This window comes from Nocardia macrotermitis (genome assembly GCF_009604405.1).
Lineage (GTDB): Bacteria > Actinomycetota > Actinomycetes > Mycobacteriales > Mycobacteriaceae > Nocardia > Nocardia macrotermitis.
Window position 1 is genome coordinate 145,303 of record NZ_WEGK01000017.1, and the last position, 22,937, is coordinate 168,239.

Below are 22,937 nucleotides of genomic sequence, written 5' to 3' on the forward strand. Positions count from 1 at the left end.
GTTCGACTGGGCACCCACTTCACAGGTTGGAGTGGGTGCCTTGTTCGTACCGGATATTTTCCGATGTGAATTGCGCGATGAACAGGTGTGGATCGGGTGTGCGCTGGGCACCCCTTCGTGGTGACATCGGGCGGTGACTCGGGGGTGACCCAGGCGATCGGCGAGGCGGCCGAGCGCGAGCAGCTCGGGCGGTATCGGCGGACGTATCGGCCGGGGCCCGCGGATGTGCGGCGGCCACTGGCCGAGGCCGTGGTGCTCGCGGCCGCGATCATGGTCGCGGCGATCGGTTTCGTCGTCGGGGTTCCCGCGATGGGCGTGGTCGGGGTGGTGGCGCTGCTGGCGGGCGGGGCCTGGTCGCTGTGGGATCTGAGCCGGTCCGGGGCGGTGCATCGGCGTGAGAGTCGGCTGGATCTGTACGAGCACGGGGTGGTCGCCTCGGGCGAGGGGCAGGTCCGGGTGGTCCGGTACGACAGCACGACGGTGCGTCGCAAGATCGTGCATGCCACGAAAGACGCTGCCGCGGACGGGGATTCGTACCGGTACACGATCGTGGACACCGATGGCGCACCCGTGGTGCTGCGGCACGGGATCGAATGTCCGCGGCAGTGGGGCGTGGAGATCGAACAGGGCATTCTGCAGGCTCAGTTGCCGACCGCGCAGGCGGCGCTGGATGCCGGGAAGCGACTGGACTTCGCCCCGATGTGGTTGACCGCGAGGGAACTCGGCACGGGATCGGAATCGGTGCCGTGGTCGCAGATCGGCGATCTGGCCGTGGTCGGCGGCTGGTTGAGCGTGCGGGTGCGGGGGCGGGCGCAGCCGCTGGAATCGCTGCCGCTGTGCCTGATGCCGAACTATGTGGTGTTCCGGGCGTTGGCCGAGCGATTGCACGCCACGTCCGTCAGCGGCGCCGCCGGCTGAGCCGCGCCGGAACCCGCGCGCCGCACCGTCATTCGCACGTCGGGCATCGTCGCAGGTAGGTCCTGTTCCCAGGATTGGTTGTGCCGATTTGCATTTCGTCTACTCCTCGTTCATGTGGGCGCAATGGGGGATTAGCCGACGGCTGTCATCGTCGATGATGCGTCAATGTGACAGCGCGTCGGGGTGATGTGCCCGCGCGCCGGTGCGAGGAGAGGGGAGCGACGATGACGACGGTCAAGGTCGATCCGGAGCAGTTGCGCAGGGCGGCGGTCAAAACCGGTGAGGTGCGGGACCGGATCGGGGATGTCATCACCACCCTGCAATCGGCGCTGGCCGGTCGCGGTCAGCCGTGGGGTGACGATTCGCTGGGCCACCAGTTCGCCGATGGTGAGAAGGGGTATCTCACCGCGAAGCAGAACATGATCACCGGCGCCGGGCAGTTCGAGAAGACCTTCGACAGCTACTCGAGCGGGCAGTCCCAGAGCGCGGACAAGATCGAGACCACCGAGCACGGCACCGCCGCGGTGTATGTCACGTTCAACGAGTGATGTCGGTTCGGTGAGCAATGGCATACGAGTTCGACAGGGCCGAGCTGGAATCGATCGTCTCCGACGCGCAGGAACAGTTGCGCACCGTGGCTCGCATTCAGCATGAGCGTGCCCAATTGGTCGGCACCGCAACGGTTTCCAACAAGCGCGTGACCGTCAGCGTGAATGCCGACGGGGTGGTGGTGGAGACCAAATTCGGGCCGGGCATCGAGAATCTCGGGTATTCGGCGATCGCCAAGGCGGTCACCGAGGCCGCGCAACTGGCGGCCCAGGATCTGGCCGCGAAGAACCGGGATCTGATGTCGCCGTTGCGAAGTCAGCAATCCCGCTTGCCGAAACTCACCGATCTGATCGAGGGCATGCCCGATCTGCGCGGTGAGCTGCCCACACCGCCGGAACCCTCACTGAAATCGCCGAATTCGGCCGAGCGCAACCCGCTACCCGGCGCGGACGAGATGCAGTTCACCGACGTGGAGTCGTACGACCACGATCACGAAGTGCAGCATCGGACCACGGAAGCCGGTTGGTGATCCCGGGGTAGCCGCGTGGCGCTGGAATTCCCGTCCTGGCTGGAGTGGCTTGGCTTCGCCGTCGGCATGGAATGGCCGGACGGCAACGAAGACGACATGTGGGCCATGGCGGGCGATTGGCACACTGCCGCAACGAGTTTGCGCGATATCGTGCAGGACGTCCAGGCGGCCAAGACCGCGTCGCTGGCCGCCTACTCCGACGGTGACGGATCCAGTTCGATGGGTAAGGCCTTCGACGCGATCCTGCACGATTCGGGGGAGTCCAAGAATTCGCTGCCCGACCTGGCCGACTTCTTCGATCAGGTCGGCGATTCGGTGTATGCCGGTGGTACGCAGATCGAATACACCAAGCTGATGTTCTACACCACGTTGGTGGTGACGGCCGCGGAGATCGCGTCGGTGTGGCTCTTCCCGCCGACCGCGCCGGCCGAAGAGGCCGGGATCATCGTGACCACCCGGGTCGGGGTACGGATCATGTTGCGGCGCGCGGTGGCCGCGATGGAGGAGAAGCTCGCGGGGCTGATCGGTGCGCGGCTGGCGAAATTCCTGCTACGGCATGTGGCGATCGGCGGACTGCTGGGGGCGTTGCAGGACTACGCGATTCAGCAGTATCAGGAGTTGGAGGGGCATCGCACGGGGATCGACTGGGGGCAGACGATCGTCTCGGGGGTGGCCGGGGCGGCGGGTGGGGCGGTCGGTGGTCCCACGGCCGAGGCCCTGAACCGGGCGTTGGCGAATTCGATGGGGGAGCGGGCGGCCCGGATCGTGGCCGGAACCATTTCGGGCACAGTCAATTCCGTGGGCGCGTTCGCGGCGTCGGTGCCCACGCAGTTCGTGGTGGATCTGGCGACCAAGGGGTGGGATACCGCGGTCGAGGATCTGAAGAACACGCACGCGGATTGGCGGATGTTCACCGCGGGGGCGGCCGGGGGGATGCTGTCCGGCGCAAATCATGCTCTGGCGGACCGGTATTACACGAACAGTAGCTTCTGGAAGACGCCCTCGACGGCGCCGGAGATGTACATCGGGTCCAGCCGGGATATGACCCTGGTGCACGACGGTAGTTCGCCGCTGGTGGATTCCGGTGCGCACGGGGATCACGTGGTGACGCCGGTGCCGGAGGGTGAGCAGTACGGGGGTCGGCAGGAGACGCCGAATGGTCGTGCGGGAGTGGTGGATTCGCCCGGGGGGACAGGAGTGCGCGCGGGTGCTGGTGTGGATTCTGTTGGGGGAGAGCATCAGTCGGGTGGGGATGGCACTACCGCGACTACTCGTTCGGCGCCGTCGGGGGACAGTGTCGAAACGCCGCGTGCCGGTGTGCATTCCGATGTGAACGGGGTGCGGTCGCCCGGTGATGTTCCCCAGGCCGGTGTGCGGGGCGGTGGGGATACGGTCTCGCACAGCGACTCGGGGATCGTGTCCGGTGCGCGGGCCGAATCGGATGGGATCGTCGGTGCGCGAACCGAATCCGATGCGGCGGTCGCTCCGGTTGTTCGGCCGGAGGACAGTGCGACGGCTCCCGTGGTGGCGGATAGCTCGGGTACGTCGGCGGCGGGGGCTCCGGTGCGGGCGGATGCTCCGGTGGGTGGGGACGGGGTGCGGTCGGGTGCGCCCGGTGAGGTGCGGTCCACGCCGACGCAGTCCTCGCCGGTGGGGGATGGGCGTACGCCTGTCGCGGAGGCGTCGCGGGCGGGGACGACGCCGGGTGCCGAGGGGGCGAACCGGGGCGGTGGGGCGGAGGTGCGGAATGCCGGCAAGATCGGTGATTCGCCCTCGCGTGCGCAGGCGGGGGGTTCGTCGCCGGTGCGGGCCGGGGTGGATGGTGGGCGTTCGGGTGGGGAGACCGGCGTGCGCGCGGGGCGGGCTGCCGAGGGGGTGCCCGAGGCGCGGTCGTCGGAGGTTAGGGCCGGGAAAGATGGTGTGGCGCAACCTGTTTCCGATCCAGCCCGCGCCGGGGTTGGTGGGCGTGCACGTACGGGCAGGTCGGGTGCGGGTGATGCCGAGGCCGGGAACCACGAGCCGGCGGTGCGGGAGGGCACCGGTGACGCACGTGACGGCGCTCGGGCGTTGGACGGTCGGGATGGGCCGGCGCAGGGTGAGCGTGACGGCCACGTCCAGGGTGATCGTGAGGGGCGGGGGTTGGATGCTCGTGAGTCGCGGGGGGAGCGGGATGCCCACGCGCAGAGCGAACGAGACGGCCGAGCTCAGGATGATGTTCGGGCGCGGGATGATTCGGCTTCCGGGCGGGATGATGCCGGGCAGGGGCGGTCGTCGCGGGAGGTTGCCGAGGCTCAGGAGCGGGCTGCGGGGGAGCGGCAGCGGCAGGAAGCGCGGATTGCGGAGTCGCAGCGGCGGGTCGATGAGGCGCGGGAGGCGATGCGGCGGGCGCAGCAGGAGCCCGGGCGGGCCGAGGACGAGTCCGGTGCGCGGCCGCACGGTGATCCGGAGGTCGCGCGGGAGGAGTATCGGGCCGCGCTCGCCGAGCATGCCGAGGTGCTGCACGAGGCGACCGACGAGTTGGTGGCGGCGGCGAAGACCGCGCATGCCGAAGGGGTTCGCGGTGAGCATCTGACCGAGGCGTATCGGGCGGCGGGGAAGACGGCGCTGGAGTACTACCACGCCAGGACCAGCGAAGATACGCCCGAGCATCTGCAATTGCAGGATGCCGGGCCGGACGCGTTGCGTCATGAACTCGAATCCGGTTCGGAGGCAGACAAACTCGCGGCGGTGATCGAGGCGATCCGGCAGTCCGAGGATGGCAAGATCCTGCGTGAGACACAGGTCATGGCGACGCTGGCGATCCGGGACGGCGCGATCAATATGGATGCGGGCGAGGGCAAGTCGCTGGTGTTCCTGGCGGGCGCCTCGATCGACGCCATCGAACACGGTGCGGTTCAGGTGCTCACCACGCGCGACAACCTGGCCAATCGCGAGGTCGAGCGGTACCTGAAGACGTTGGGCAACATGGGTTTCGACATCGTGCGGATGGATGCGGACCACGCCTACACCGAACCCGTCGAGGGCAGGCCGACGATCTACATCGGCACCATGGAGGACGTCGGATTCGGTCATCTGCGCGGCAATATTCCGCCCGGTAAACATGTCGCCATCGATGAGATCGACGAGGCGCTGGTTCATGCCAACACCACCTACATCCTCTCGGAGGGGGCCGGTGAGAGTGCGCCGCCACCCGTGGTGGAGGAGGTGCTCGGCGCGCGCGAGATGCTCAATGACAGTCTCGCGCAGGATGATTCGGGCCACAGTGTGTTGACCGAGGTCGATTACGGTCGGCAGCCCGGACAGGACGGCGGGCCCGCCGCGCTCACCGAACAGGGGCGGGCCAAGCTGGAGGAGTCGCTGGGGCGGGAGCTGACCGAGCAGGAGATCCGCCGGTTGAACATGGCCGCGGCGGCCAAGTGGGAATACAAGAACAAGGACCACTTCATCATCGACGACGGGCGGGTGCTGATCATCGATCAGACCACGCACAAGGTGATGTTCGATCCGGAGACCTCGACCGAGAGCCGGTGGAACGGCGGTCTGGCCCAGGCCATCGAGGCCGAGCACGGGCTGCGGATCCGCGACGATCCGGGCAGCACCAACGAACTCGGCGCGAAGGAGCTGATCAACGAGCACTACGAGAGCAAGACCGGCGCGTCGGGCACGGCGACCGGCGTGTCCGGGCGGTTGCACGAGGACTACGGCATCGGCGTCACGGAGATTCCGCGGCACGAGATGTCCAAGCTGATCCACGGCAGCGACGACGTCTCGCCGGACGAGAACACCAAGTTGGACCGGATCGCCGCGGATATCGTGAGCAACCACGAGAACGGCCGACCGCAGCTGGTGCTGGCGCATCGCAACAGCCTGGTCGGCGAATTGTCCGCTCGCGTAGCGGAACTCACGAAGGACACCTCGGTCGAGCACGTCGCGGTGGATGCCAACTGGGTGGCCGAACAGGGTGTGCACGCAGAGGCGCGGTTGCAGGAGATCTTCGACCAGGCCGGTAAAGAGGGCAAGATCCTCATCATCAACATGCAGGGCGCGCGCGGCGTGGACATCCCGATCGGGAAGGACATCAACGCCAAGGGCGGCCTGCACGTCATCGTGACCGGGCACTCCAGCACCTCGCACGATATCGATATCCAGGCCGAGAATCGAGCCGCGCGCGCCGGTCAGCGCGGCAGCGTGCAGTACTACACGTCCCCCGAGGACGCCCTGTACCGGTTGAGCGCGAATCCGGACGTGCAGCATGTGGTGGTCCGGTACTCGCAGTCGCTGGGCGCTCCCGACGGGGAAGGTGCGGCCACCCCTGCACACGATGTGCGCATCGCCAGCGAACAGCAGCTCCGGGACCTGGTCGAGCCGCTACAGGACGCCGCCGCGGCACGCCTGGGCTTGACCCGCGCCCCGCCGGGCGACGGCAGCGCCGTACCCACACACGACGGCACGGACAGCGGCACTCCCGCACGAGCCCCCGCAGAACGCCCACCCGCAACCGGTTCCGGACGTTCGTCGACGAGCAACCCTGAGCGTTCGGGCGGTGCGGCCGCTGAAAAGTCTTCTGGCACAACGGATGGGCAGTCGGCCGTCGGGTCGCACCCTCCGTCGGACGCCGACGCCGCAACGCCGGGAGTGACGGGCGATCGGGCCGGTGCCGACCGAGTCGCGGACGACTCCGGTACGGCGGGTGATTCGACTGCTGCTGATTCTGGGGTGCAGAGTGGCCGGGGTCGTGGTGATGGTGCTGGTGTGGAGGGGAGGGGGCGGGCCGGGGCGGATGTTGCGGGGCAGGGGGTGCGTCCGCGGGGGGTTGTTTCGGGTGATGATATGGAGTTGGAGGTTGGTGGGGAGCGGGATGGGGGCTTGGAAGGGGTTGTGCCGCATGTGGATACGGTTGGTGATGCGGATGGGGTGGTAGATCCTTCGCGGGCTCAGGATCCGGGTGCGAAGGGGGGTGTGGATTCTGGGGCTCGGGCGGGGCGGGGGGTGGAGGCTGGTGGTCGGGCGGAGCGGCTTGCTGATCCCGGTGCGCGGTCGGATCGCGTCGTTGAGCCTGGTGCGCGGTCTGGTCGTGTTGCTGAGCCGGGGGCTGGGGTAGGTCGTGTTGTTGAGCCCGGTGTTCGGGCGGAGCGTACGGCTGAACCTGTTCGGGCGGAGAGCGGTGCTGCGCCCAAGGCCGGGGAGCGTGCTGCGGATTCGGAGGCCACGCCGGAGTCGCGGCGGGGTGGTGCCGATGCGGTGACGGAGGTTGCGCGGAAATCGGTTGATACGGACGGGGATGCGTCCGTTGCTGAGCGTGGACGGGGTTCGGGACTTTCGGATTCGGTTGTTGGAGACGGGCGTTCGTCTGATCGTGCTGGTGAACCGGTGCATCGGAACGGGGAGAAGGATTCGGCGGGAGCGGAATCCGATGCGGGGGCGGTTGTGCCGGTGGTGGCGGAGCAGGCGGCTGTGGGGGAGGAGCGGCCGCGGCGGGTGCCGAATTCGGATGGGTCGAGTGCGCCGGTGCGGCGCGGTGTGGGGGTTGGGGCTGCTGCGGAAGTGGTTGGGGAGCAGCGGAAGTCGAACGAGGGGCAGTGTGCTCCGCTGGCTTTGCAGTTGATTCGGAGGTTGACCGGTAGTCGGCACATTCGGGCGTTCGAGCGGGAGGTCGGGCCCGAGGGGGTGACCAGGCGGGAGCTGCAGGCGGCCGCGGGTGGGCGGTTGCGGAAGTTCCCCGGTGGGCACGAAGCGATCGCGAATCGGTTGCGTAAGAAGGGGAATGGTGCGATCGCGCTGGTCGTGGACGAGTACGCGGATACGCCGACGCCGCGGGCCGGGCGCACGGGCGTGCGGGCGGGGGCGCACGCGTATGTGATGGTGAACGAGCACGGCAGGATCGTCGTGCGGGATCCGTCCACCGGTGCGGTGCAGGACTATCCGCCGACGGTGCCGGTCGAACTGCGCGACACCCATGCGGTGCTGTTCGACCGGAAGGGGCGGCCGCTGCATCCGATGCGGTGGATCTTCCGGTACGTCGCGGCGGCGTCGGAATCGCGGGTGGGGCAGGCGAATTCGGCGAGCGAGGTGGAGCGGCTGGTCGGTGTGCGCGATGCCGCCGAACGTTCGCGGGTCGCCGCGCATGCCGCCGTCGAGGCCGCCCGGCAGCGGGTGAACCGGCTCGGTCTCGGGCGGGAGGGTCCGGCGCGCGACGGCACGGTCGGCATCAGCCGAGAAGGGTTGCGGCCGCGCAGGCTGCCGGGTGAGCCGACCGATCCGAACCATCCCGAGTACGTCAGGACGCTGGAGGAAACCCTCGACTACCTGCGCGGACGCACCAAACGTGCCGATCTGGCCGACGCCTGGCATCGCGCGGTCGACGAACTCGAAGACGCCGCGCACCAGCAGACCCAGGCCGATGCCGTGGCCGCGCGGGCCGGCCGCGACCTCGCCGACGCCATCCGCGCCGACCTCGACGTGCGCCCCGACGGCATGCGGGCTCGGCAGGCGGTGGTCGATCAGCTGGAACACGATCACGCACAGGCGATTACGCGACAGCGCATCGCCGCGGAGAACCTGACCCGGGCCCGCGACCGCATCGATCGCGCCGGACCGGGCCGCGTCCCGCCGAGCGCTCCCACCGGCATCCACCTGTCCGATGCAGAGTTGCGGCCGCGTCGCGCGCCGGGTGAGCCGACCGATCCGCGCGATCCGGCATTCGTGCGGACGCTGGATCAGACCATCGATTTTCTGCGCGGTCGCACCAAGCGCGCGGATCTCGCGGCGGGCTGGTTGCGCGATGTCGACGCGTTGGAGCATGCGGCGCGCGAATTCCACACTGCCCGAACGGAAGCCGATCGACTCGGTGACGCGCTGGAGGTGGCCCGGGGCCGGGTGCCGAACCGGTCGCAGCATCCGGTGACCGATCCGGCCACGGCGGTGCAGCGGGTGATGAACGCCTTCCCGGAGGTGTTCGACCGCCCGCGGACCCTGGCCGAACTCCATCGCGGATTGCCCTCGGGGACACCGTTCGACGTGCTGCTGGCGGTGCGGGAGCTGTCGTATCGGCGGAACGGGCAGGCGCCGCCGTCGTTGTCGCGGGAGAGTCTGGACCGGTTCCTGCGGGACGTCTGGGATCGGCGCGAGTCGATGCATTCGTTCAACGACGTCTATCGGCTGTACGCGGGGCGCGTCGCGGGGACGGCCGCGGATCCGCACGCCTACCTGGGCGGATTGGTGCAGATCCTGAGCGATCGCGCTCCGGACGCGCAACTGGCGATGTTGCAGGGCGTCGGCGTGCTGATGCCCGAGACCGCCGATGTCTGGACGCCCGAGCAGGTCACCTTCGCGCACTACTACCGGCACGTCGAGCCGCTGGAACTCGCCGATGTCGGCTATCGCGTCTACGTGAACGCCACCGACGCGGCTCCGGATCTGGCCGCGGGCATCGTGCACGAGATCGTCGACGATCCGGGCAGTTTCCCGGGCATCCACTCGATGAAGGTGGCCGGGCCGCACCAGCTGCGGAACGACGCCATCGTCATCTACGTCCGCGATCTGGCGTCGGCGCAGCGAGTTGTGGAGTGGCTGAAGACATTCCAGGACGCGCGTCCGGAGGCGTTCGGCTGGGACGTGCCCGCGATGACCGATCAGGTGCTGCCCGGGGTGGGTATCGGCGCGGAACCGCCCCTCGACGCCTTCGGCAACGACCAGAGTTTCGGTCAGGTGCGCAGCGCCATCGCGATGGCACAGCTCGATGTGTATCGGCACGGCGAGTTCGCGGATTTCCGTGTGGCCGTGCTGAATCGGCTCGCGGCGGCGAATGTGGATCCGGATCACCCGTACCGGCATCTCGACGATACGGACGGTGATGACACCGGTTCGGGCGGCATCACCCCGGCGCGACAGCCGGGTGGCGGTCCGGTGGGGGGTGCGCCCGAACTCGAGCGAGCTCCGGCCGATCATGGGCAGCCGAGCCTGGCGGAACGAACCGCCTATCTCACCCCGGAGCAGCTCGAACAGCACGGCCGCCTGCTCGCCGAACGGACCGAAGCCGTTGCGCGCCTTGCCGAATTGCGCGAGCAACGCAACCAACTGGCGGCGCGGTTGCTCGTCGATCCGAGCCATGGCTGGTCGGCGTTGCGGCCGGAGAATCTGGACCGGACGCTCGCGGAACTGCGCGCCCGCACGGTATCTCCCGGCGAGCAGGCTCGATATGCCGCGGAAAGCGTTGCGTTGGAACGATTGTCGTTGGATCACCAGGGTGCGTTCGACGACATCGCCCGACTCGACGCCGAATTGGCTGCTATGGAGGTCACACCGGAGCCGAATGCGTTGCGTCCCAAGGGCTGGACCGATCAGAAGCTACCGCAGGAACACCGCCCGCTCACCGGACGTACCCGGCGGGCACTGCGCGCCCTGGCCCGTGCCGTCGACGTCCGCGATCGAGCCTGGGAACGCGCGCTAGCCCAGGTCCGAGAGCTCGGCATCGATCCCGGTCAGGTGCGTCGGGACGTGCTCAGGGGCCAACTCGGCGCGAAGGCGGACCGGGCCGAGCAGGACCATCGCCACGATCAGGGCCAGCCGGATCCGCGCACGCAGAGTCTGGCCGAATTGCGGGTGCGCGCAGCGGGATTGGATCTGGTCCCGGGTTCGATGTCGGCTGCCGAATTGCGTCGGCGCATTCTGGTCGCCGAGGCGGAACGAGCGGCAGCCGCGGCGGCGGTACCGGCGTTGCGCGCGCTCGTGACAGACAGCGTGCCGCTCGCCGAACTCGAACAGCGGGCGCGTGAATTGGGGGTACAGGTCACCGAATTCGCGATCGAGCAGGCGGTGCGCGATCGGATCGGCGCGATCGAGGAACGCGGCGGGCAGGCGGTGCGGGAACTGTCCGGCACGCATCGCGACAGCCGCAGCGGGATCAATTTCCGCAGCCGGGATTCGGGCACGCCGGTCGGCACCGAGCGGCTGCACGAGTTGGCGCGCGAATACGGGATCGATCCGGCGGGCCGGGCCGATACCGAGGTCGAGCGGGCGCTGCGCACCGAGATCGGGCGGCGGACGGCGGCCGCGCGGGAACGGGGCGTTCCGGCGCTCGCGGAACTCGACCGGTTCCGGGTGGCCATGGCCAACGAGTCGATGCGGCGGTCCGAGGCGCAGGCCGCGGCCGAGCACGAGATCCTGCATCATCGGACCGGACAGTCCGATCGGGGTGCGCGGGTGATCGGCACCGCCACCGTGCATCCCCGGCACGGGGCCGGGCACACGCTCACGATTCCGGGTACGGGCGGCCGGCGCGGTCGGTACGTCGGGGTGGGCGCGGCCGCGGATCCGGAGATATATCTGCCCGCTCTGCAACGTCGACGCCGGGCCGCCCAGGGATTCGAAGATGTTGTGTACTACCGGGTTTCGATCGATGAGAACGGTGTCGTGCGGGTCGCCGAGCATCGCCCGCCGCCCGCGCCGGTCGAACGCCTCGGCCCCGGTGCGCGGCGCGGCGACTGGACCCCGCACGGTGAGGAACGCCAGTTCTCGCCCGGTCGCGGCAAGTTCCGGCGGAATCTGCGTCAGCTCGCCTACGACATCCGGCGGCTCAGCAGCGCGGCGGACCGGAACTACGCCGAACTGGTGGATCTGGCCGAATCGCTGGACATCGATACCGCCTGGGCGCTGAGCCCGCGCGAACTCGAGGCCGCGGTGCGGGCCCGGGTCGCCGAACTCCGCATCCGCGCCGAGCAGGCGTGGGACCGGGTCGACGAGGTGTCGCCCGCGGAACGGTCGGCGCTGGTGGCCGAGCGCAATCGGCTCGAGGACGAGGCGCAGTCGGCCCAGGAACTCGGCGACGAACTGCTGCTGCGACTGGCCGATCACGACAACAACTACGTTCGCCCGCGCGATCTGAAGGCCGCCGATACCGCGGTGCTGGCCGCGCGGCGGGTGCTGGCCGCGCACGGTGGGGAGCCGATCGGCGCGGACGGGCGGGCGGCGGAGCCGGGGCGGGAGGTGGCCCGGCTGATCACCGCGCCGGACGGTTCCAAGCGGCTGATCGTGGTGGCACCGGCGGCGCATCCGGATCACATCCTGGATCCGGCGATGCGGCGGGCGCTGGTGGGCGACGGGGAGTTCGTCTTCGAGCAGGTGCGGGTCGATGCCGAGGGGCGGGTGTGGACCCAGGAGTTGCGGGAACCGCAGGAAGGTGCGGTCGCTCCGGAAGTGCCCGCGCGCAAGGCGATTGCCGAGAGTTCCGAGGCGACGGTCCCGGGGGAGAAGGCGGGCGATGCGCCGGTATTGTCCGATGACGGTCAGGGGTCGCCCGAGCAGCTGTCCCCCGAGGACGCGCAGCGGCGACTCGATCAACTGGCCCGTCGGCGCGCGGGAAAGGTTGCGGCACAGGAACGTTGGCGGAACAAGCTGGAGGGTCGGGCGGCGAAGTTCCCGGGCGCGGACATCTCCCGCAGCGCGTGGGCCGAGACGGTACGTCGGCTGGGCGGCGAGACGACCGGCTACACCGCGGAATACCAAGGGCTGGACTATGTTTCGCCCGGCGAGCGAGAAGACCTCGGGCCCGCGGAACTGGCCCGCCGCCGCGATCCGGTGGACAAGCTGGCCCAGGCCGCGCGCAACTACTACGAGCTGACCGACGAGATCCAGCAGCTCGACGACGATATCGCCGCGCTGGTCCGTCAGGGTGCGACCTACGACCGGAAGAACATCGCGGCGTTCGACGGCTTGCAGGGCGAGCTCGCCAACCGGCACAAGGCCGCCGTCGACGCCGCCAAACCGCTGCGCCTGTGGCGTGACGAACTCGAGGCCCGCAGCACCCAGGCCCGGCAGGACGGCGATCCGGCCGCCGACGCACTGGATCAGGAACTCGCCGAGGCGCAGCGGGCGGTCGACCGCGCCGACACCGAGATCGATCGGCTCAACGATCAGCACGCCGCCGCGATCGGCGCGTGGGCCGATGTGGCACAGGCACATTGGCGTTCGGTGTCCATCGATCAGGGTGCCGAACCCGAGCGGCTGCGGCGGATCAGTGCCAATGTGTGGCTCGATCGCGGGGTGCCCGGTGAGCACGGTGAGTTCGTGGGCGGCCGGATCATCGTCGTCGCCGGTCGCGCCGAGTACGGCAGGCCCGATGCCACCGCGCACGACACCGCCCTGGCCGATGCGCTGGCCCAGCACCACTATCTGGCCCGGCTGCTGGAGCGGGGCGACACCACCGTCGACTACCTGCGTGTGATCGCGGACGCCCAGCTGCACACCACGAGTTCCCGGCTGCAGTCACCGCTGGTGCAGCGCGCCACCATGGGTGCGCGCAGCCCACACGAGCGGGCACTGCCGGTGACCGATCCGGTGGCGTGGCGGCGAATCATCCGGGAGATCACCGGAATTCCGACCGGTTCGGAGACGCGGCGGCGGTATCCGCAGGAGGATCGGCAGGCCGCCGAGCTGGAGGCGTTCACCCGGCACGTGATGCCGCCGGAGACCCTCGTGCAGTGGCGCGACGCCGAGGGCAACTGGCACAGCAGCCGCGCGGGGGAGGCCCGCGGCTATCGCGCCTACCAGCCGCGAATCCAGCCGGGCACCAAGCTCAACAAGATCTGGCAGAAGGAGTTGGACGGCTGGCGCTTGCCGCCCAAGGGCTGGGCGCCGTTCGGCGGCGAGGACAAATCGCATCTGCGGGCGCGGCAGTACGACGAGAAGATGCCCGACGGGTTCAGTGGCGCGGTCGCGGTCGAACCGTTCCAGAACATGGTGGAGCCGTGGCTGATTCACGAAATCTACGGTTACTGGCCGCAGATGAGTTACGAGGAATTGGCGAGCCTGGGCCCGGACGGTCGCGCCGAAGCGTTCTGGTTGCAGGGCCCGGGGCCGGGCATGGAGGCGCCGCACGGCTGGAACGAGGAGGAACACCACGATCTGCCGCTGCACGACGCGCTCTACAACGTCGGCAAGCGGTGGATCCAGATCGGCGAGGGTGTGCGCAAGCTGCCCTGGATCATCAAGCACTTCCAGAAGAATCCGGAACTCGGCAGTCGTAGGCGCAACCGGTACTGGCTGCCGGACGGGCCGTTCGATCCGGATCATCCTGTGCTGCGCAAGATTCCGATCGTCCGGAGTTATCGGGGGTATCGCGGGTGGAAGGCGCCGCGCCTGGATCTGCAACCGCCGCACCAGAGTTGGAGCGAGGCCGAGCACGGGCCGCACAGCGAACTCGATCCGGTGCGGGGGCGGTTCTGGGCGCGCGATGTCGAGCGCTGGGCGCGGGTGCAGGCGTGGGCGGATCGGGTCATCGGTGAATTCGCCGGGGACACAGGGCATTCGGATGTGCGCCGGATCGTGGAGCAGCTGACCGCGCCGCGTGATCCGCTGTTGCGTCGCGGTGACGGTGGTGCGGTGTTCGCCGAATTGCTCGGTTTCGCACGGCATTCCGACGGTACGCCGCTCACGCATGCCGAGCTCGCCGATGAGATCCTGCTGATCAAGCGGCATCTGATGATCAACGAGATGCGGGTGCAGGATCCGGCCAGTCCGGAGGGCAGGCTGATCGAGAAGCCGTACGATCGGCTGCCGCACGTGGCCGACGCCTGGCTGCGGTTGACCGGGGTCGGGGATCGGGACGGTCGCACCCGGCCGTATCCGGAGGATCTGCTGCTGCTCGAGGACGCCCACGCCGAGGCGGACTATCTGCGCACCCATCCCAAGGCCACCTGGCACGAGGCCGACGAGCACGCCGCGAGCCTGGGGCACGACTGGGATACCAACCGCCGCAGGCTGAGTGGGCAGCTGGTGCGGCGGCGCGGGCAGGTGTTCTATCCGGAGGATCTGCCCGGGAATCGGCCGATGCGGCGGCGGACGTTCTGGTTCACCGACCGGCGGATTCCGCTGTTCAGCGATCGCACCCTGCCGGTGGCGGCGTTGCCGTACGCGGTGGAACCGCTTGCGGCCCACGATGATCGGCTGCCGCCGGAACCTCGGCGGGCGGCCCGGATCGTCGCCGAAACCGGTGTGCGGGAACGGTTCCCGGATCTGCCGCAGGATCCGGCGGCGGCGTTGCGGGAGCTGGCGTTGCGGGTGGTCGCGGGTGAGTTGTCCGCCCACGAGGTGAGCAACGATCCCGCGCTGCGGCTGGCGGTGCTGGCCGGTGCGGTCGAGAACTATGCCGCGGCACCGAATTCCGAGGAGCGGCAGCGGTGGGCGGCCATGCTGGGGCAGGCCGATACCACTGTCGCACCGAAGCGGCTCGCCGAGCGGATGCGGGCCGAGGTGGCGCGGCAGCTGGACGAATTCGTCGATCCGGAAGGGGCGGCGCGGGCCGCGTTGCAGGCCGCGCACGAGCAGGCCGTGGCGGTGCACGAGCGGGCGCTGTTGGACTGGGAGGCCGCCGAGCGGGCGCGGGCGGATGCGTTGCGGGAGGTGTTGGACAAGGCGCGCGGGGTGCCGGTCAACGTCGAGGAACTGCTGTCGGATGAGATGAAACATCCGATGGCGCTGGAGGAATTGCTCGCCGAGGCGCGCAACCATCGGCGGGTTGTCGGGCCGGAGACCGACGCGTATCAGGCTCGGGTGACCGAGTTGCACGAGGCTGTCGAGGAATATCACCGTCGCGATGGCGCGGTCACCGAACTGGCCGAGCGGATTCGGGCGATCCGTGCTGCCGCCGTTGTGGGTGACGAGGTGTCCAGCCCGGTCGCTCGTCGGGCCGAGATCAACTGGTTGACAACCGAATTGCAGCGGGCGGCCTCGGAACGTGCGGATGCGCGGGCCGAGGTGCTCGCGCGTCAGGTCGGTGTGCGGGTGAACGTCGAGCAGGTGCTGCACGACGATATGAAGCAGGAATCGTTGCGGCAGCGTCTGTTCGAGGAGCTGATGTCGCGCACGATGCTCATCTCCGAGGTGGACGCATACGCCGAATTGGTGGCGCGGCTGGAGGACGCCGTGACGGCGTTCCACCTGGCCGATACCCGCGTCGGCGAGCTGACCGAGGAATTGCAGCGGGCGAAGACGCGCGACGCGGAGTTGACGGACGCCGAGCGGGTGCGGGACGACGAATCCGACTCCGGCGCTGTGGAATCCGCTACCTCGCCGGTGCGCAGGAGTGCGTCGCCGGAGGTGTTGAACTCCGTGGGTCCGGCGGCGGATCGGGTGCGGTCGGCGCATCGGGTGTGGGACGCGGTGCTGGACGGGCTGACCTCCGAGGAACGTCGGATACTCGGAGAGTTCTTGGCGGGCAAGGGGTCCGGGCTGACGCCGGAGGTCGCGCCGACCCTGGACGAGGTGCTGAGCCGGGTGGCGCTGCCCGAGTCGGTGCTGTTCAGTTTCGAGGGTGAGCACGGGTTGTTCGGGGATGCCGCAGCCGGATCCGTCTTCGAGGTGCCCGGATATCTCCAGGGCTTCCTGGGCAGGGTCTCCGCGCGGCTGGAGTCGGGGTACCACCTCGAGCTGACGGTGCCCGAGGGGACCGCGGCGCTGTTCGTCGGCGGTACCGAGCTGTCCCCGGGCGGGCGGCTGGAGACGGCGCGGTTGTTGCTGGGGCGCGGACTGCACGTCCGGGTGGACGCGGTGCACGAGGAGGACGGCCAGGTCCGGGTGCGCGCCACGGTGGTGCCGGGGGCCGAGGATGCCGGGCCGCGGCCGGTCGCGGAGCCCGCCGAACCGGTGGAGGTCTACCGCGGCGAACTCGACGCGGCGCGGGATGCCCAGCGCGACGCCCTCGAGAAGTTGCGGAGTATCGCCCCGAATATCGGTGTCGATGCCGAGCTGACCGGGAACGATCTGGCGCGCGCGGCCGTCCGTACGGTCGGTGTGGATCGGGAGCGGCTGCGGGCGGAGATCAAGGCGGCGCGGGAGATCGGCGACGACCAACTGTATCTGGAGTTGCGTGCGCAGCTGGCGGCGAATGCCCCGATCACCGAGGCCGTGGTCAAGACCGCCCATGATTATTGGGAGGCGGTCTCGGCGCAGGAGCGGTTGCGGGCGGAGATGCAGGCGTTGGGGTTGGATCCGTCGGGGGCGGAAGGTGTTGGGGCGCCGGGTGATCCGGTGTCGGGGCCGGATTCCGGTGGTGGGGACGGTGTGGGGAAGAAGAGTATGCGGGCGGGGGAGGCGGATGGTCCGGACGGTGGTTTGTCGACCGATGGTGACGGTGATTCGGGATCGACGCCGTTGGAAGGCGGTGACGATGGTTCGGGTACGTCCACGCTGTTGGCGGATGACGGTGACGGTGGTTCGGGTGGCTCCGGCACGCCCACGCCTCTGACCGGTGACGGTTCGGGCGGTTCGGATTCGTCCGAGCCGCCGCCGACGGGCAGCGGTGACGACGGCGATTCCGGGGGCTCGGGCAACGGGCCGACGCCGCCCGTCAAATGGGAAGGTGCGCAACCGGATCCGGCGCCGCGTCGTCGCGATGGCTGGACCGCGGAGGCCGAGCAGCGGCACGTCCCCACGACGCGGCCGCTGAAGAAGGCGTTGCGTGATCTGGTCAAGGCCGCGACTCGCCGGGAACAAGCCTGGGATCGGGCGATGGGGGCGGCACGGGATGCCGATCTCGACCCGGTCAAGGCTGGTCGGGAAGTGTTGCAGGGCAAGGTTTCCGATGCGGCGCTGATCGCTGCGGAGGATTACGGGCAGCGGCCCGCGGTGTGGCGGATGAACGCCGAACGGCTGCGCGAATACGCGGAAGAACGCGGCATCGAGCATGCGGGACTCACCGAAGGTGAACTGCGCCAGCTGATTCGGTCCGACCAGCTGCGGCAGCGTCGTGCGGTCGCCGACCTGGTCGAGCTGCGGGACAACGGAAATGCCCTTACCGACGACGAATACCACACCCGCGCACGAGAACTGGGCGTCGGCGAACCCACCCGCCATCAGCTGGACGAGACCCTGCGCGAGCACGCCGAACAGAACTCCCGCGCGGCGGTCCGGGAACGTGCGCGGGTGCAGCGCGAACTCACCGACCCCCGCACCCGCCTGACGCGGCTGCGGGAACTGGCGCGCGAGTACGGCATCGATCCGACGCTGGATCGAAAACCGTTGGTGCGCAGGATCGACAAGGTCTCCGAGGCCCGGACGAACCGCGACGCGGAGCGGGCCCGCACGCTGATCGAACAGCTCAACGCCTTCCGGATCGCGCAGGCCAACGAGCGGATGCGCGAGTCCGAGGCGCAGACCGAGGCTGAACGCGAGATCATGGATCTGGCGGCCGGTGCGCTGGAGAAGGGCCCCCGGGTCTACGGCGACGGCGTGCGGAAGGTGCGGCTGAAGTACGGCGTCGCGCACACCCGGGAGGTCGCGGACGCGGACGGGCGGCCCACCCGCCTGGTCGGCGTCGGCAGGACCGACGATCCGAACATCCACATCGAGGACGATCGCCGTCGCACCCTGGCCGAGCAGGGGGCTGGGGCGGTCTACTACCGGATCCGGGTCGACGCGGACGGTGCCGTGCACTGCACCCGGTACACCCCCGACGACGTGCCCGCTCCGCGTCCGGAGGTCCCGCCCGCGCCGCGTCCGGGCGACTGGGATGCGGGCGCGGAGACGGAACATGTGCCCGCCGCCCGGTCCGACCGGAAAGCCTTGCGCAAGTTGGCCGTTCAGGTCGCTGATATGGACAAGGCGGTGGCGAAGAACTATCGCAGCATCCTGCGGGACGTCGGCTGGCTGGATATCGATCCGGCCGGAATGAGCCGCTACGAGCTGGCCGGCGCCATACGGGAGTTGATCGCCGAACATCGTGCGCGGGCCGACGAATTCTTCGACCGCACCGCCATTCCGGCCGATCGGATGGAGGAGTTCTTCGACGAGCGCCGTGCCGTGGAGGCGCGGGCGGCGGAGATCACCTCGCGCGGCAACGCTCTGCTGCAACGGCTCGGCATCCACGAACTCGGTGTGGTGATGCGGGACCGCAAGGCGGCCGAGTTGACGACGCTCGCGACGCGGGATGTGTTGCGGCACATCGGCGGCACCGCGATCGGCCGGGACGGTATGCCGGTCGCCGCCGAGGAGGCGAATGCCGAGGTGGCCCGGTGGCGGCAGGCCGGTGCGGGGCAGCCGGTCCGGCTGGATCTCGTTGTGCCGAACGCGAATCCGGATCAGGTGCTGTCCCGTCCGGTGCGCGAACAGTTGCTCGGTGCCGATGGTGAGCTGCGGGTGCGGCAGATTCGGGTGGACGACGAGGGCCGGGTGTGGTTGTCCGATCTCACCGAACCTCGGCGGGCGTTGGGAGCCGGAGCTGCGGAGGGCGTTCCCGCGATCGAGCCGACGCGACCGGGCTCGGCTGAGAAGTCCGGCGCGGCAGAGAAATCCGGGGCGGCTTCGAAGCCCGGCGTGGCTGAGGAATCCGGCGTGGCCGGGAAGTCCGGCGTGGCTGAGGAATCCGGCGTGGCCGGGAAGTCCGGCGTGGCTGAGGAATCCGGCGTGGCCGGGAAGTCCGGCGTGGCTGAGGAATCCGGCGTGGCCGGGAAGTCCAGCGTGGCTGAGGAATCCGGCGTGGCCGAGATGCCCGGCGTGGCTGAGGAATCCGGCGTGGCCGAGAAGCCCGGCGTGGCCGAGAAGTCCAGCGTGGCCGAGAAGTCCAGCGTGGCCGGGAAATCCAGCGGGGGCGTGAAGTCCGGAACCATTGAAAAGGTCGGCAGCGCAGTCGAATCTGGCACGAAGGACCCCGACGCAGGCGAATCGCCCGACCCGACAGCCGGTCCGGCGTGGAAGTTCGCTCCCGACCCGAAGCAGGTCGAGCTCGACGATCTGGTGAACCAGCGCGCCCGCGTTGCCTCGGCGTACGAATTCTGGCGCACCAAGCTGGAGGCCAGGCTCACCCGGGTGCAGGGCGTCGCGCCGGACGATCTGAGCCGGGATGCCTGGTCCGCCACCATCGCGCGGCTGACCGGGGAGCGGGTCGGCTACACCCGTGAGGATGTGGGGCTGGATACGCCGGGGATGTCCGTACCCGAGCGGGTCAGCGAGGAGGAGTTGACCCGGCGGCAGGATCCGATCGACAAACTTGCCGAGGCCGCCGAGGAGTATCACGCGCTGCGCGATCGGCTCGACGACCTCGATCTGCGGATCCAGCAGCTCGAGCAGCTCGGCGCGAAACACGATGTCTCCGAGACGGATCGGGCGCATCGGTCGATCGGTCGGCTCGCCGAGGCGTACAAGGCGGCGGTCGAGCGGGCCAAGCCGCTGCGGCGGCGGTTCTTCGCGCTGCGGGAACAGCACGCCGACGATCCGAGCGCCGCGACACCCGAGCAGTTGCGCGCGCTCGCCGACGCGCAGGACGCTCTCGCCTTGGCGGACAACGAGATCGACCGGATCAACGATCGCCGGGTCGGGCTGGGCGGTGGGTGGCGCGCGGCCGCGGAGGGTGTGGTGGAGCCGCGAAATCTGCGGCGGGTCACCGACAACGTGTGGATCGATCACGGGCAGGTCGCCGACGAGAACGGCGCGGGCGCCCGGCCCGCGCGGATCGTCGTGACCGCGGGACGCTCGGAGTACCGGCTCGCCGCCGGAGTGGCGCACGATCGGGCGCTGGCCGAGGCGCTGAGCAGGCATCACGTCGTGGCGCGGCTGCTGGAGCAGCCGGACACCGTGCTGCACTATCTGGAGGTCGTCGCGGAGAAGAGCGGCAACGGTCACGAGGTGACCGCGCTCGAGCCGCCGCGGATCGAATATCAGGGCATGCCGGTCGAATTCGACGAGGACGGGAATCCGGTCGAGTCGCTGGGCATCATCCAACGTGGTGAGCGGCCGGTGACCATCTCCGGCGCGGTGCGCTGGCGGCAGATGCTTTATGAGGCAACGGGAATCAAGGTTCCCGGTACCGGCGATCGGCGGGCGCTGCCCAGCCGGGATCGGGAGGCGGCCGAGGTCGGGAGCCGGCAGCGCGAACCCACGATGCCGCTGAAAATCGTGCTGTGGGAACGACGTTCGGAGAAACCGGGCGGCGAACCGACCTGGCACGACGTCCGCGAGGGCGAAGCGTACGGATTCCGGGCGCACAAACCGGAACTGCCGCTGGGCACCGGCCTCGACAAGTACGGCCAGAAGGAGGTCGACGGCTGGCGGCTGCCGCCCAAGGGCTGGGCGCCGTACGGCGGCGAGGACAAATCGCATCTGCCCGCGCGCTCCTACGAGGAGAAGATGCCGGACGGATTCAGCGGTGCGATGGCCGCCGAACCGTTCCAGAACATGGTCGAACCGGCGCTGTTGCGGCTGCTCACCGGGCATTGGCCGGAGATGAGTTACGAGGAGATCCTGAGCCTGTCCGAGGAGGGGCGGGCGATGCTGTGGGCGACGCAGGGGCCCGGCCCCAAACCCGAGGCGCCGATCGGCTGGGACGAGGACGCGCATCACGAGATGCCGCTCGACGGTGCGCTGTACACGGTCGGCAAGCGGTGGTTCCAGCTCTACAACCTCGCGCGCAAACATCCGTGGGTGCTCAACCGGTTCTACAACCATCCCGAGATCGGGCGGTGGGTGCTCGAGCACACCCGGGGGTTGCCGGACGGGCCGTTCGATATGAATCATCCTGTGCTGCGGTTCATTCCGGGGCTGCGCAGTATCCGGACGTTCCGCGGGTTCCATCCGCCGATCGATCTCGAGGTGCAGCCGCCGCATCCCCGGTACCACGTCGCGGAGTTCGCGCCGCCGGGCAATCGGGTGGATTACATCTCGCCGAAGTGGGAGCGGATGGTCTACCGCTACTCGAAGGTGCGGGAGTGGGCGCGGGGCCGCTACGACGAGTTCGCGCCCGATCGGACCATCCGGGATCTGCCCGACGAGCCGACGCCCGAGCATCCGAATGCTGTGCAGCAGCAGCGGATCGACGCGCGGGCCGCCGAGCAGGCGGCGCGTGAGGCGGCCAGGCGGGCCGCGCACGACGATATCGAGCATGAGAGCAATGTCGATGTGCGCGAGATCCTCGACGCGCTGACCCGGTCGGGCAATCCGCTGCTGCGCCCCGAGGACGGCGGGGTCACCTACGCGCACGGGATGCCGCTCGCGCATCACCTCGACGGTACGCCATTGACGAAAGATGAACTGGGACAACGTATTCTGCGGATCAAGAATCATCTGATGCGGGATACGATGTCGGTGTTCGACGCGGATACGCCGGAGAGCCGGTTGACCACGCGGCGGATGGACGAGCTGGCGCATGTGGTGGACGCCTGGAACCGGTTGACCGGTCGGGGTGACGGCGCGGGCAAGACCTCGCCGACGCGGCCGGATCTGGTTATGCTGGAACACTATTGGGCCGAGGCGCATCATCTCGACACCGTGGACAAGGTCAACTGGGACGATGCCGAGGCGCACGCGGACCGCCTGGGGTACAAGTGGATTCGCCCGCCGCTGACCGAACATTTCGTGGTCCGCGACGGGGAGTTGATCCATCCGGACGAGCTGCCCGACAACGCACCCGAGCGCGGCGGGATGCCGTTCGCGCGGGACAAGAAGCTGCCGTTCGCGCGAATCCCGTACGCGGTGGAGATGCGCCCGCTGGACGACTCCTGGAAGCATCCGACCGTCCGCCGCGCCGAGTACATCATCGAGATCACCCGCCTGCGCGACTGGTACGGAAAACTTCCGGCCGATCCGATCGAGGCCCTGCGCACCGTCGCCTTCCACGCCTGGGTCGAGTTGGGCCCCGGCGTAACCTCCCAACACCTCACCCAGGCCGACCGCGAACTCGCCCGAGTGATCCGCGCCGGCACCATCGAACTCCTCGCCGCCGCCCCCACCCACCTCGAACGCGAGGAATGGGCCCGCCGCCTGGACGAACCCACCGAAGCCGTAACCCCCGACACCTTCGACCGCACCCTCGCCAGACTCCGCCGCCACACTGCTGACCGTACGGAACGCGCTCGCTACCGAACTGGCACATCCCGATCCCACGCACGCCGCGGTCGCACCGCACGAACTACGGCAGCCGCTCGCTCTGCTGGACGAGTTGGTGGCCGTGCAGCAG

Annotated in this window: 4 protein-coding genes; all 4 read left to right on the forward strand. The window is 69.3% G+C overall.

The genetic code is table 11. The features are described from left to right. Positions 1-144 precede the first annotated feature (144 nt). On the forward strand, positions 145-918 hold the full coding sequence (locus tag NRB20_RS31005) for a DUF6585 family protein (RefSeq protein WP_153414952.1): 774 nt from the start codon (positions 145-147) through the stop codon (positions 916-918). Positions 919-1,142: 224 nt separating this feature from the next. Then, positions 1,143-1,466, forward strand: a complete 324-nt coding sequence (locus tag NRB20_RS31010; protein WP_153414953.1) for a WXG100 family type VII secretion target — start codon at positions 1,143-1,145, stop codon at positions 1,464-1,466. A gap of 17 nt (positions 1,467-1,483) precedes the next feature. Next, positions 1,484-1,996 carry a YbaB/EbfC family nucleoid-associated protein gene (locus tag NRB20_RS31015; protein ID WP_227834036.1) on the forward strand — a complete coding sequence of 171 codons (513 nt, stop codon included), beginning with the start codon at positions 1,484-1,486 and terminating at the stop codon, positions 1,994-1,996. 15 nt (positions 1,997-2,011) lie between these two features. Then, on the forward strand, positions 2,012-22,937 hold a 20,926-nt coding region (locus NRB20_RS31020), incomplete at its 3' end, for a WXG100-like domain-containing protein (RefSeq protein ID WP_153414954.1).

Coding starts and splice junctions, on each gene's coding strand:
- NRB20_RS31010 (WP_153414953.1), top strand. CDS start 1,143: ATGACGACGGTCAAGGTCGATCCGGAGCAGTTGCGCAGGGCGGCGGTC.
- NRB20_RS31015 (WP_227834036.1), top strand. CDS start 1,484: ATGGCATACGAGTTCGACAGGGCCGAGCTGGAATCGATCGTCTCCGAC.